The organism is Streptomyces sp. NPDC088762, assembly GCF_044750905.1.
GTDB lineage: Bacteria > Actinomycetota > Actinomycetes > Streptomycetales > Streptomycetaceae > Streptomyces.
This window is the reverse complement of record NZ_JBIVKT010000001.1, coordinates 20449-32199: the sequence shown is the minus strand read 5'-3', so window position 1 is coordinate 32199 and position 11751 is coordinate 20449. Positions and strand designations below refer to the sequence as shown.

At 71.6% G+C, this 11751-nt stretch carries 7 protein-coding genes; 3 read left to right on the top strand and 4 right to left on the bottom strand.

Annotated elements, in window-relative coordinates; genetic code table 11:
* Positions 1-80: 80 nt before the first annotated feature.
* Complete coding sequence (locus ACIP5M_RS00120; RefSeq protein WP_401190260.1) at positions 81-2324, top strand: CDP-glycerol glycerophosphotransferase family protein; 2244 nt, start codon at positions 81-83, stop codon at positions 2322-2324.
* 217 nt (positions 2325-2541) lie between these two features.
* Here the strand turns inward: ACIP5M_RS00120 and ACIP5M_RS00115 are convergent, their stop codons facing one another.
* Positions 2542-3162 (bottom strand): TetR/AcrR family transcriptional regulator, encoded by a 621-nt coding sequence (locus tag ACIP5M_RS00115; RefSeq protein ID WP_401190258.1) that lies wholly within the window; start codon positions 3160-3162, stop codon positions 2542-2544.
* Positions 3163-3309: 147 nt separating this feature from the next.
* On the opposite strand from ACIP5M_RS00115, the gene ACIP5M_RS00110 reads away from it, so the two are divergent.
* Together ACIP5M_RS00110 and ACIP5M_RS00105 are read left to right on the top strand one after the other, a co-directional pair.
* Positions 3310-4227 (top strand): ABC transporter permease, encoded by a 918-nt coding sequence (locus tag ACIP5M_RS00110; protein ID WP_401190256.1) that lies wholly within the window; start codon positions 3310-3312, stop codon positions 4225-4227.
* On the top strand, positions 4220-5005 hold the full coding sequence (locus ACIP5M_RS00105) for an ABC transporter ATP-binding protein (protein ID WP_401190254.1): 786 nt from the start codon (positions 4220-4222) through the stop codon (positions 5003-5005). The genes ACIP5M_RS00110 and ACIP5M_RS00105 overlap by 8 nt, the downstream gene beginning before the upstream one ends.
* Before the next feature lie 174 nt (positions 5006-5179).
* On the opposite strand, the gene ACIP5M_RS00100 is transcribed toward ACIP5M_RS00105, so the two are convergent.
* The 3 genes from ACIP5M_RS00100 to ACIP5M_RS00090 form a co-directional block, all read right to left on the bottom strand.
* A complete protein-coding gene (locus ACIP5M_RS00100) occupies positions 5180-10147 on the bottom strand; it encodes an NAD-glutamate dehydrogenase (protein ID WP_401190252.1) in 4968 nt (1655 codons plus the stop codon).
* A 359-nt stretch (positions 10148-10506) separates the two neighbouring features.
* Complete coding sequence (locus ACIP5M_RS00095) at positions 10507-11178, bottom strand: HAD family hydrolase (RefSeq protein WP_401190250.1); 672 nt, start codon at positions 11176-11178, stop codon at positions 10507-10509.
* The gene (locus ACIP5M_RS00090; RefSeq protein WP_401190248.1) at positions 11175-11675 is read right to left on the bottom strand and encodes a DUF6912 family protein; all 501 of its coding nucleotides are present in this window, start codon (positions 11673-11675) and stop codon (positions 11175-11177) included. Before ACIP5M_RS00090 ends, ACIP5M_RS00095 begins: the two co-directional genes overlap by 4 nt.
* Positions 11676-11751: the final 76 nt, after the last annotated feature.

Here is an 11751-nt window from a genome sequence, read left to right as displayed (position 1 = left end):
GAATGCCGCACGCTGCGTAACCCGAACACCACGCCGGGGGTTCCAGGGAAATATCCCGCCCGCCGACCCCTGGATGTGCCGTGCCCCGGTTCAGCGTCATCGTGCCCGCGTACAAGGTCCAGGCGTACCTCCAGGAGAGTCTGGACTCGGTCCTGACGCAGTCGTACCCGGATCTGGAACTGATCGCGGTCGACGACGCCTCCCCGGACGCCTGCGGCTCGATCATCGACGAGTACGCGGCGCGGGATCCCCGGGTCACCGCCGTACACCTGGCGCACAACCTCGGGCTGGGCCCGGCCCGCAACGCGGGTCTGGCCCGGGCCACGGGCGATTACCTCGTCTTCCTCGACGGCGACGACACCCTCGCGCCCGGCGCCCTGCAGGCCATCACCGACCGGCTGAAGGCCACCGGTTCCCCCGACGTGCTGGTCTACGACTACGCGCGCACCTTCTGGACCGGGGAGCTGGTCCGCAACCGCCTCTCCCACCGCCTCTCGGAGGAGGGCCCCGCCAGCTTCCGCCTCGCCGACCGCCCGGCGCTGCTCGGCATGCTGATGGTGGTGTGGAACAAGACGTACCGCCGGGAGTACGTGGAACGCGAGGGCCTCCGGTTCCCGCCCGGCCTGTACGAGGACACCCCCTGGACCTATCCGGCGCTGCTGGCGGCGGAGTCCGTCGCCGTCCTGGACCGGGTGTGCGTGCACTACCGCCAGCGGCGGACCGGCTCGATCCTGACCACCACCAGCCCCCGTCACCTGGACGTCTTCGACCAGTACGAGAGGGTTTTCGGGTACCTCGCCGGCCGTCCCGAACTGGAGCGCTGGCGTCCCACCGTGCACCGGCGGATGGCCGAGCACTTCTGCACCGTGTACGCCGACCCCCGCCGTCTCCCGCGCGCCGGCCGCGCCGAGTTCTTCCGCCGGGCCTCCGCCCTGCTGCGCCGCCACCGGGCCCCGGGCGGCGGCGGGGCCCTGCCCCTGTCCCTGTCCCGCACCGACCAGCTGCGGCACACCCTGATGCGGCTGGGGGTCCGGCGCACGTACGGGCTGCTGTCGGCGCTGCGCTCGGCCGCGGTGGCCGCGCGCGCCGGCGCCTCGTCCCTGTCGCGGGGCCTGCGCGAAACCGCCCTGCGCCTGCACTACCGGATGCAGCGCCTCCTCCCGCTCCGCCCCGAGCTGGCCGTCTTCTCCGCCTACTGGCACGGCGGTTACGCCTGCAACCCGGCGGCGATCGAGGCGAAGCTGCGGGAGCTGGCGCCGCGGATGCGCACCGCATGGATCTGCGACCCGGCGCACGCCTCGACCCTCCCCCGGGAGACCGCGGCGCTGCGGCCGGGTTCGGCGGCGTACTGGACCGCCCTGGCCAGGGCCTCCTACCTGGTCACGAACGTCAACTTCGACCGCGCGCTGGTCAAGCGCCCGGGCCAGGTCCTGGTCCAGACCCAGCACGGGACCCCGCTCAAGCGGGTCGGCCTCGATCTGCAGGACCGCCCGGCGGCCACGCCGACGACGGACTTCGCGGGCCTGTTGCGCGGCGCCGACCAGTGGGACTACCTGCTCTCCGCGAACCGGCACTCCACGCTCGTCTGGGAGAAGGCGGTCCCGTCCTCGTACACGACGCTGGAATACGGCTATCCCCGCAACGACCTGTTCCACCGGGCCACTCAGGCCGACGTCCTCGACCTGCGCGAGCGGCTCGGCATCCCGCCCGGCACGACGGCGATCCTGTACGCGCCCACGCACCGCGACTACCGGCGCAGCCGGCCGGACCACCTGGACTTCGAGCGGGTGCTGCGCGACCTGGGCCCCCGCTTCACGCTGCTCACGCGCACCCACCTGACGTACGCGGACACCGATCGCGCGTGGGAGCCGCACCCCCGCCTGCTGGACGTGTCCTCGTACCCCTCGGTGGAGGAACTCTGCCTGGCGTCGGACGCGCTCGTCACCGACTACTCGTCCCTGATGTTCGACTACGCGGTGCTGGACCGGCCGATCGTGATCCACGCGGACGACTGGGAGGCGTACGAGGCCGCCCGCGGCACCTACTTCGACCTGCGCGGCTTCCCGCCGGGCGCGATCGCCCGGACCGAGGACGAGCTGATCGACATCTTCGCCACCGGGCACTGGCAGGGCTCCCGCTCCGCGCAGCTGCGCTCGGCCTTCCGCGCCCGCTTCTGCTCGTACGACGACGGCCACGCGGCGGAACGCGTGGTCCGCCACGTCTTCCTGGGCCACCCCGCCCCGGCCCCGGCGGTCGTCCCCCTGGCAGAGCGCCGCCCCTGCCCGGCGGCCCCGGCCCCGACCCTCACCCCGGCCTGGCCGTAGGGGAGTTCGGGTGCGGCCGAGTGCGGACGGGAGCGAAATCCAGCCCCTCCGGCGTTTGAGGAGCGGGGTGCGGGGCGGAGCCCCGAATCTCTGAGCCGCGCGGACCCCCCGGCAATTCCAGCCTCGCCGGCGTGTGGGGCGCGGGGTCCGGGGGCGGAGCCCACGGTTTCCGGAAGGGGCGGGGTGGGGGAAGTCCGCGCGCAGCGCCAGCCGGCGGTCAGGCGGCCCGCAGCCCCGCCACCACCGACCGCGCCAGCTCGTCGAGGTACCCCTCCGGGACGGCGTCCCGGACGACGACCTGCCGCCAGTACAGCGGCCCGATCGCCAGGTCCAGCGCCCGCTCCGGATCCGCCCCCTCCTCCAGCTCCCCCCGCGCGACCGCCTCCGACACGATCCCCGACGCCATCCGCCGCTGCCCGTCCAGCAGCGCCCCCCGCACCGCGTCCGCGATCTCCGGATTCCGCGCCGCCTCCACCAGCAGGTCGGGGATGACCGCCGAGGCCACCGGGTGCCGCAGCACGTGCGACGTGACCTCCAGCAGGGCCCGTACGTCCCCGTACAGCGACCCCGTCGACGGCACCGGCAGTCCGTCCACGGCGAAGACGGCCACGAGGTCCAGCACCAGGTGCAGCTTCGACTTCCACCGCCGGTAGACCGCCGTCTTGCCGACGCCCGCGCGCCGCGCGATGCCCTCGATGGACATGCGCGCGAAGCCGACGGACGCCAGTTCCTCGACGACCGCCTCCCTGATCGCCTCGGTCACGTCCTCACGCAGGACGGCGGCCCCGGCGGGGGCACGGCGGGCGGGGGTGGCGGTGGCGTCAGGGTCCGTGGTCATGCACCGAGCATAGCCGCGCACGCCGTCACCCATGCGTCACGACGATACGGTTGCGTCCCGACGCCAGAATCCCTAGTCTCACCGTAGCGACGATACGGACCCGTCCCATCGTCGAGCGACGCCCCGACCCCGGCGAAAGCGACCCCCGTGACCCCGACGACCGCACCCCCGAGGCCCGCCCGGGCCCCCGCGACCTCCGCACAGCGCGCCGCCCTGGCGGCCGCCCACGGCCTGACCCCCAGCGGCGCCCGCCCCCCGCTGCACCGCTACGCGGCGCAGCTCTGGGATCGCCGCCATTTCGTCACCGCCTACGCGACCGCCCGCATGCAGGCGCAGTACAGCACCGCGAAGCTCGGCCAGGTCTGGCACCTGGCGACCCCGCTGCTCAACGCGGCGGTCTACTACTTCGTCTTCGGCGTCGTCATGCGCGCCAGCCACGGCGTGTCCGACTACGTGCCGTTCCTGATCACGGGCGTCTTCGTCTGGGACTTCATCGGCAGTTCGGTCAACGCCGGCACCCGCTCCGTCCACGGCAACCTCGGCCTGGTCCGCGCCCTGCACTTCCCCCGCGCGAGCCTGCCCCTCTCCACCGTCGTCCAGCTCTTCCAGCAACTGCTCGTCACCATAGGCGCGCTGATCATCCTGCTGCTCGCCTTCGGCCAGACCCCGAACCCGGCTTGGCTCCTGGCGGCCCCCACCCTCCTCCTCATGGCCGTCTTCGCCGCCGGCTGCGCCCTGGTCATGGCCCGTATCGGCAGCAAGAACCCGGACGTCAGCCAGCTGATGCCGTTCGTCCTGCGCACCTGGATGTACTCCTCGGGCGTCATGTGGTCCATCGACCAAATCCTCAGGACGGACCAGCTCCCGCACTGGGTGTCGACGGCCCTCAAGCTCAACCCCGCAGCGGTCTACATCGACCTCATGCGCTTCGCCCTGATCGACAGCTTCCAGGCGCACTCGCTGCCCCGGCACGTCTGGCCGATCGCCGTCGGCTGGGCCCTGCTCGCCGGCGCCGGCGGATTCGTCTACTTCTGGAAGGCGGAGGAGGAGTACGGCCGTGGCTGACACCGCAACCCCGACCCCGACCCCGACCCCCACCGTGATCGCGGACGAGGTCCACGTCGTCTACAAGGTCCACGGCGGCGGCACTCCCAAGGGCGGCGCCACCGCCGCCCTCAGCCGGGTCTTCTCCCGCAAGCCCGCCCCCGGCATCCGCGAGGTGCACGCCGTGAAGGGCGTCAGCTTCACCGCGTACGAGGGCGAGGCCATCGGCCTCATCGGCTCCAACGGCTCGGGGAAGTCCACCCTGCTCAAGGCCATCGCCGGCCTCCAGCCGGTGGCCGGCGGCACGGTCTACTCGCACGGCCGGCCCTCGCTGCTCGGCGTGAACGCCGCCCTGATGAACGACCTGACCGGCGAACGCAACGTCATCCTCGGCGGCCTCGCGATGGGCATGAGCCGGCAGCAGATCAAGGACCGCTACCAGGACGTCGTCGATTTCTCCGGGATCAACGAGAAGGGCGACTTCATCTCCCTGCCGATGCGTACCTACTCCTCCGGCATGGGCGCCCGCCTGCGGTTCTCCATCGCCGCCGCCAAGGACCACGACGTCCTGATGATCGACGAGGCGCTGGCCACGGGCGACGCGGCCTTCCAGCGCCGCAGCCAGGCCCGCATCGAGGAACTCCGCGAACGCGCCGGAACCGTCTTCCTGGTCAGCCACGGCATCGGCACGGTCCGCGAAACCTGCGACCGCGCCCTCTGGCTGGAATCGGGCACCCTGCGCATGGACGGCCCCTCCTCGGAGGTCTGCGCCGCCTACGAAGCCTTTACGCGCCGCTAGGGGGTGTCCGGCCTCCAGCCCCGCCGGCGTTTGAGGCGCGGGGGCTCGGGGGCAGAGCCCCCGCAACGGCGCCGCACGCGCCCGCCACCCGGCACACCACCAGAACAACGGGCCGGGCCCGGGACCCGCACAGGTCCCGGGCCCGGCCCGTTGGCGTTCAGAAGGGGGCAGCGATCAGCTGTGCGCGCGCAGCAGCGACCGCATCGTCCGCATCGCCACCGACAGGTTCGCCAGGTCGAAGGCGTCCGAACCCTGGATCTCGTCCAGGGTCGTGCGCGCCCGCCCGATGATCGCCGCGTTCTTCTCCTCCCACGCCTTGAAGCGCTCCTCGGGAGTCGAGTCGCCGTTGCCGACCGACAGCACATCGGCCGTCAGCGCCGCGTGCGCCGCGAACAGGTCCTCGCGGATGGACGCGCGGGCCATGGACTGCCAGCGGTCGGCCCGCGGCAGGTCGATGATGCGGTCCATCAGCTGGGTGATGTCCAGGCGGTCGGCGAGGTCGTAGTACACCTCGGCGACGGCCAGCGGGTCCACGCCCGTCCGGTCCGAGATCGCGACGACGTCGAGCGTCGGGAAGGCGGAGGAGAACCCGGCCACCTTGGCCGCCAGCTCCTCCGGGACGCCCTCGCCGACCAGCTCGTCCATGACCGACTGGTACCACTCCAGGTCGGCGCCGCGCACCAGCTTCGGCAGCTCGGACCAGACCTGGGCCACCCGGTCCGCGAAGAAGCCGATGGTCTCGGTGATCTCCAGCGGCTGCGGCCGGTTGTTCAGCAGCCAGCGGGTACCGCGCTCGACCAGGCGGCGCGAGTGCAGCCGCACCCGGGTCTGGACGCTGGCGGCGACCTCGTTGTCGAGGGCCTCGACCGCGTCCCACACCTCGGCCAGGCCGAAGATCTCGCGGGCCGCGAGCTGCGCCCGGACGATCTCCTCCAGGGAGGCCCCGGTCTCCTCGCGCAGGCGGTGCAGGAAGGTCGAACCGCCGGTGTTGACGGTGTCGTTGACCAGGAGCGTGGTGATGATCTCCCGGCGCAGCGCGTGCGCGTCGATCTGCTCGGGGAACTTGTCGCGCAGGGCGGCCGGGAAGTACTGGTGCAGCAGGCGCTGCAGGTACGGGTCGTCCGGCAGCCCGGTGTGGATGAGTTCGTCCGCCACCGTGATCTTGGTGTAGGCGAACAGGACGGCCAGCTCCGGCTGGGTCAGGCCCTTGCCGTTGTTCAGCAGTTCGCGGATCTGCCGGTCGGTGGGCAGGAACTCCAGCGCCCGGTCGAGCCGTCCCTCGCGCTCCAGGCGGCGCATGAAGCGCTGCTGCGCGTGGAGCAGGCTGGGGGCCTGCGCCGCGCCGTTGGCGAGGGCGGTGTTCTGCGCGTAGTTGTTGCGCAGCACCAGCCGGCCGACCTCGTCGGTCATCTCGGCGAGCAGCTTGTTGCGCTGCTTGACGGTCATGTCGCCGTCCGTGACGACCGCGTTGAGCAGGATCTTGATGTTCACCTCGTGGTCGGAGGTGTCCACGCCCGCGCTGTTGTCGATGGCGTCGGTGTTGACCTTGCCACCCTCGCCGCCGGCGCCGCTGCGGGCGAACTCGATGCGGCCGAGCTGGGTCAGACCGAGGTTGCCGCCCTCGCCGATGACCTTGGCCCGCACCTCGGAGCCGTTGACGCGGATGGCGTCGTTGGCCTTGTCGCCGACGTCGGAGTGGGTCTCAGTCGTCGCCTTGACGTACGTACCGATGCCGCCGTTCCACAGCAGGTCGACCGGGGACTGGAGGATGGCCTTCATCAGGTCGGCCGGGGTCATCTTGGTGACGCCCGCCTCGATCCCGAGGGCCTCGCGGACGTGGGCGTTGACCGGGATGGACTTGGCGCTGCGCGGGTGGATGCCGCCGCCCGTGGAGAGCAGCGAGGCGTCGTAGTCGGCCCACGAGGAGCGCGGCAGGTCGAACAGGCGGCGGCGCTCGGCGTAGGAGGTGGCCGCGTCCGGCGTCGGGTCGATGAAGATGTGCCGGTGGTCGAACGCCGCCACCAGGCGGATGTGCTCGGAGAGCAGCATGCCGTTGCCGAAGACGTCGCCGGACATGTCGCCGACGCCGACGACGGTGAAGTCCTGGGTCTGGGTGTCGTGGCCGAGCTCCCGGAAGTGCCGCTTGACGGACTCCCAGGCACCGCGGGCGGTGATGCCCATGCCCTTGTGGTCGTAGCCGGCCGAGCCGCCCGAGGCGAAGGCGTCGCCGAGCCAGAAGCCGTACGACTCCGCGACCCCGTTGGCGATGTCGGAGAAGGTGGCGGTGCCCTTGTCGGCGGCGACGACGAGGTAGGTGTCGTCCTCGTCGTGGCGCACCACGCCCTTCGGGGGCACGACCTCGCCGGCGACCATGTTGTCGGTGATGTCGAGCAGCGCCGAGATGAAGATCTTGTACGAGGCGATGCCCTCGGCGAGCCAGGCGTCGCGGTCCACCGACGGGTCGGGCAGGTTCTTGGCGACGAAGCCGCCCTTGGCGCCGACCGGCACGATGACGGTGTTCTTGACCATCTGCGCCTTGACCAGGCCGAGGATCTCCGTACGGAAGTCCTCGCGGCGGTCGGACCAGCGCAGGCCGCCTCGGGCGACCTTGCCGAAGCGCAGGTGGACGCCCTCGACGCGCGGGGAGTACACCCAGATCTCGAAGGCCGGGCGCGGCGCCGGCAGGTCCGGGATGGCCTGCGGGTCGAACTTCATCGAGACGTAGGAGTGCGGCTCGCCCGCCGAGTTCAGCTGGAAGAAGTTGGTCCGCAGGGTGGCCTTGATGAGGGTGAGGAAGGCGCGCAGGATGCGGTCCTCGTCCAGCGAGGCGACCTGGTCCAGGGCCCCGTCCAGCTCCTCCAGCATGGCGTCGACGAGCTCGCTGCCGGCGGTCTGCCGGACGGGAGCCATCCGGGCCTCGAAGAGGGAGACCAGCAGCCGGGTGGTGTGGACGTTGTTGCGGAGGGTGTCCTCCATGTAGTCCTGGCTGAAGGTGGAGCCGGCCTGGCGCATGTACTTGGCGTACGCGCGCAGGACGACGGCCTGCCGCCAGGTGAGCCCGGCGCTCAGGACCAGGGTGTTGAAGTTGTCGTTCTCGGCCTCGCCGGTCCAGACGGCCGCGAAGGCCTCCTGGAAGCGCTCGCGGGCGTCGTCGCCGAGGTAGGAGTCCCCGGTGCCCGAGGACAGCGGCATCCGCAGGCCGAAGTCGTAGATCCAGGCGCTGACGCGGTCGGAGCGGCGCAACTCGTACGGGCGCTCGTCGGTGACCTCGACGCCCAGGCGCTGGAGCACCGGCAGGACCGCGGAGAGCGAGACCTGCTCACCGGTGCGGTAGATCTTGAACCGGCGCTCGCCGGGGCCCGCGCCGACCGGCTCGTACAGGGAGAGCGCGAACGGGCGCTCGCTGGCGGAGAGCTTTTCCAGGTGGCACAGGTCGGCGACGGCGGCGCGCGGCGAGTGGTCGGCCTTGTAGCCCTCGGGGAAGGAGGTGCCGTACTTGCGCAGCAGCTCGGCGGCACGCTCCTCGCCGAGCTCCGCAACCAGGGCCTCGGAGAAGCCGTCGGCCCACGAGCGGGCGGCGTCGACGAGGCGGCCCTCGATGCGCTCGACGTCGGCGTCGGTGAGGACGGGCAGTTCCTTGCCCTGCGGGACGCGGACGACGAAGTGGATGCGCGAGAGGATCGACTCGGTGTTCCAGGCGGTGAAGTCGACGCTGATGCCGTCGAGCTCCTCCTTGAGGATGTCCATCAGGCGCAGCCGGACACCGGTGGTGAAGCGGTCGCGCGGCAGGTAGACGAGCGCCGAGTAGTAGCGCCCGTACTCGTCCTGGCGCAGGTACAGCCGCAGCCGGCGGCGTTCCTGGAGGTACAGGACGGAGGTGACGATCTCGCGGAGCTTGTCGACCGGGGTCTGGAACAGCTCGTCGCGCGGGTACGTCTCCAGGATCTGCAGCAGGTCGCGGCCGTCGTGGCTGCTCGGCGCGAAGCCGGCGCCTTCGAGGACCTCGCTCACCTTGCGGCGGATGACGGGGACGCGGCGCACGGACTCGGTGTACGCCGCGGACGAGAACAGGCCGAGGAAGCGGCGCTCGCCGACGACGTTGCCCTCGGCGTCGAACTTCTTGACGCCCACGTAGTCCAGGTAGGACGGGCGGTGCACGGTGGAGCGGCTGTTGGCCTTGGTCAGGACCAGCAGGCGGTGCTCGCGCGCCTTGGCGCGCGCGTCGGCGGGCAGCCGGTTGAAGGACGGCGAGACCGGGTGGCCGTCGTCCTTGCCGCTGTGGTGCGGGTCGGAGCGCAGGATGCCGAGGCCGGTGCCGGGCACGGCGGCCAGGGAGTCGCCGTCGACGAGGTTGTACTCGCGGTAGCCGAGGAAGGTGAAGTGGTCGTCGGCGAGCCAGCGCAGCAGCTCGCGGGCCTCTTCGAGCTCGTACTCGCGCAGGTCCGGGGCGGTGGGCTCCTCGGGCAGGCCTTCGGCGATGCGCAGCGCGGCGTCGCGCATCTTCTCCCAGTCCTCGACGGACTCGCGGACGTCGGACAGGACGCGCTGCAGGTCGACGGTGATCTGCTTGAGGTCGGCCTTGTCGGTCTCGCGGTCGATCTCGACGTGGATCCAGGATTCGACAAGGGAGTCGTGCGGGCGCGCGGTGCGGGGGCCGTGGGCGTCGCAGTCCGGGCCGAGGATCTCGATCAGCTTGCCGGTGATGTCACGGCGGACGACGACCTGCGGGTGGATCACGACGTGGATGCCGCGGCCCTGACGGGACAGCTCGTTGGTCACGGAGTCCACGAGGAAGGGCATGTCGTCCGTCACCACTTCGACGACCGAGTGGCTGGAGGTCCAGCCGTTCTCCTCGACCGTGGGGGTCTGCACGCGGACGTTCGCGGTGCCCTGCGGCCGGTTCTCGGCGAGCCGGTAGTGGGAGAGTGCTGCCCCGAACACGTCGACCGGGTCCCGGTCCAAGAGGTCCTCGGGGGCGGTGTGCAGGTAGTAGCGCTGGAGGTAGGCGAGCACGGTGTCCTGGTCCGGACGCTCCCCCTGCTCGGACCCAGTCGGAAGTAGCCCCCCGGCCGGGCTGTTCTCAGCTACCCGGGCCGCTCGCGTGAGCAGCTCGGCCTTTGCTTCGTCCAGCTTGGTCTGCATGTCCTCGGGCTCCTGTCGCGCGCCATTGCGTGACGTAGGTGGTGAAGGAAGAAAGGACGTGGCGCCGCGGTGAGGCGGGGTGTCCGTCCGTAATCGACGCTATGCCGTCGAGAGGGCCGACCGGGAGGGATTGAGACATCGTCATCGGGTCCCGGTGGCGGAGATCAGCGAGGGCCCGGGCACGGTTGTGCGCCGGGCGCATGCCGGGGGCTTCGGCGCCCCCGATGACTATCGCGCTGATCACGGGTACAAGGCTATCTCGCCAGACCCCCACCACGTCACCGGCCGGTTCTGTACAAAAGTGAGTACGCAAGTTTGACGATGTGCGCAGTGACGCGGCAGGCCGGTCGTGCCAGTGGCTATTCGGACAGCTCGCGAGCGGTGCGCACGGCGTCCGCCAGCGTGTCCACGACGGGAACTCCGGCCGATTCCAGACTGCGGCGGCTGTGCGAACCACCCGTGTAGAGCACGGCGCGCGCTCCGACGTGAGCGGCGGCGAGGGCGTCGTCCACCGCGTCTCCCACCAGGATCGTACGCTCGGCCGTCACACCGGCTGCCTCCATGGCCGCCATATGGCGTACGAGATGTCCCGCCTTGGAGGTGTGCGAGGGCCCGGTCCGGCCGTCGACGCGGACGAAGTGCCGGTCGATGCCGTGGGAGCGCACGAGCGGTACGAGCTTCTCGTGGGGCGCGAGGGACAGCAGGGACTGGGTGAGCCCGTCCCCCTGCCAGTCCCGGAGCAGCTCCCTGGCCCCTTCGGCGAGCCCGGCGTGCTCGGCGGCCAGCCAGTAGTGGCGGTGGAACGCCTCGTCCATGACCACCCACTCCTCGTCGGTGGGCAGCCGCCCCATGAGCCGCTCGTAGAACTTCGGCACGGGTACGACGTACAGGTCGCGGTACGCCTCCAGGGTGATCGGCGGGAGGCCGAGCTCGGCGAAGCTGGCGTTCGTCGCGACGATGACGGCATCGATGTCGTGGAGGAGGGTGCCGTTCCAGTCCCAGACTATGTGGGTCGCGGTCGGTCGGGTCACTTCAGCAGCCCCGGGATCTCCTGCACCCCGAACCAGAGCAGCTCGTGGTCCTCGGCGCCGTCGACGACGAACTGCGCGTCGTCGTCCCCGCCGTCGGCCGCGTCGAGGGCGGCGGCGGCCGCGGCGACGTCGCCTTCGGCGTCATCGGCGTCCACGTGCACGGCGGCGGCCTTGGCGAGCCGTACGGTCTCGGCGAGGCCGACCTGGCCGAGCGTGGCCTCGTCGAGCCCGGGGGTGGCGGTGGCGGCCTGGTCGGCGACGTCCAGGGCCACGACGACGCGCCGGCGCGGTGCGGCCGGGTCGGCGGCGATCAGCCGCAGGGAGGCGGCGGCGGCCCGGCTGAGGGCCGCGTACTCCAGCTCCTCGATGTCGTCGGACACGTACCACTCGCGCAGCCCGGGCGTGACGGCGTACGCCCGCAGCGGGGCGGGGCCCAGCTCCCCCGCCTTGTGCGCCTCGGCGAGCCCGGGGAGGGTCAGGGGGACGTACACGCGCATGGCCGGCTGCTTTCGGTAGTCGGAAACGCCCCCAGGATACGACCGCCCCGGCCCGCCGAGGGAGACACCCGCAGGC

What these genes read in the sequence shown, in the direction of transcription:
- ACIP5M_RS00115 (WP_401190258.1), bottom strand. Translation starts at nt 3,162, where the DNA reads ATGACCACGGACCCTGACGCCACCGCCACCCCCGCCCGCCGTGCCCCC.
- ACIP5M_RS00100 (WP_401190252.1), bottom strand. Translation starts at nt 10,147, where the DNA reads ATGCAGACCAAGCTGGACGAAGCAAAGGCCGAGCTGCTCACGCGAGCG.
- ACIP5M_RS00090 (WP_401190248.1), bottom strand. Translation starts at nt 11,675, where the DNA reads ATGCGCGTGTACGTCCCCCTGACCCTCCCCGGGCTCGCCGAGGCGCAC.